An 880-nucleotide genomic window follows, 5' to 3' on the forward strand; every position below is an offset into this window, starting at 1 on the left:
CCGTCGTTCCCGCGCTCGCCTTTCCCGCCGTGTGGGTGTGCGCGCTGTTCGGACAGAATTCCCTGTTCTCGGCGGCCCTGCTCGGCGGATCGGCCGTCACGCTGGACCGCTACCCGGTAATCGCCGGGGCGTTGCTCGGGTGCTTCAGCTACAAGCCGCAGATCGCCCTGCTCGCGCCGCTGGTGCTGATCCTGGCGCGGCGCTGGCGCGCGCTCGCTGCAGCGGCCGCAACGACGCTCGCGCTTGTGCTGGCGGCCACCGCCTTCTTCGGCATCGACCCGTGGATCAAGTTCGTTGCCGTTCTGCCGGAGGCAAGCGCCTGGAGCCTCGGCGGCGGACCCGGTTTCGAGAAGTTCGCCAGTCCCTACGCCGCGGTCAGGCTGGCCGGCGGATCCAGCAGCACGGCCTGGCTCGTCCAGGTGATCGCGGCCGCAATCGCGATCGCCGTCATGATCCTGGTGCTGCGAAAACGTCCCGGCGGCGCCGCCGAGATCGCGCTGATGGTGGCGATGACCGGCCTGTGCGTGCCGTCGCTCGGCAACTATGAGGTCGTGATCCTGGCGATCCCAGGCGCGTGGCTGATCGCGCAGGCGCTTGCGCAGGGCTGGCTGCCCTATGAACGCATCGCCCTCGCGGCGCTTTATTTGACGCCCTTCGCCATGGTGCCTGCGGGCGCCAACGGCCTGCAACTGGCACCGATCGCCGCTGCGGCAGTTGCCATCCTTGTCGTGCGCCGCATCAGGCATCTGCCACTGCTGGATGCTGCGGCCGAAATCGCCAATCACTGATTTGCCCGACGGCGCAAGTCCCCGCGGCAAAAATATGGCCGCTGACAGCGCAACACATTCAATGTCGTCCCTGCGAACGCAGGGACCCATAA

At 67.7% G+C, this 880-nt stretch carries 1 protein-coding gene; it reads left to right on the forward strand.

Annotated features, from left to right (window positions below):
* Window positions 1–788, forward strand: a 788-nt coding sequence (locus AKL29_RS43790) for a glycosyltransferase family 87 protein (RefSeq protein WP_193395267.1), incomplete at its 5' end; no start/stop codon positions are given.
* Between the last annotated feature and the right edge of the window lie 92 nt (window positions 789–880).

The sequence above is a fragment of the Bradyrhizobium pachyrhizi genome (genome assembly GCF_001189245.1).
In the GTDB taxonomy this organism is placed as follows: domain Bacteria; phylum Pseudomonadota; class Alphaproteobacteria; order Rhizobiales; family Xanthobacteraceae; genus Bradyrhizobium; species Bradyrhizobium pachyrhizi.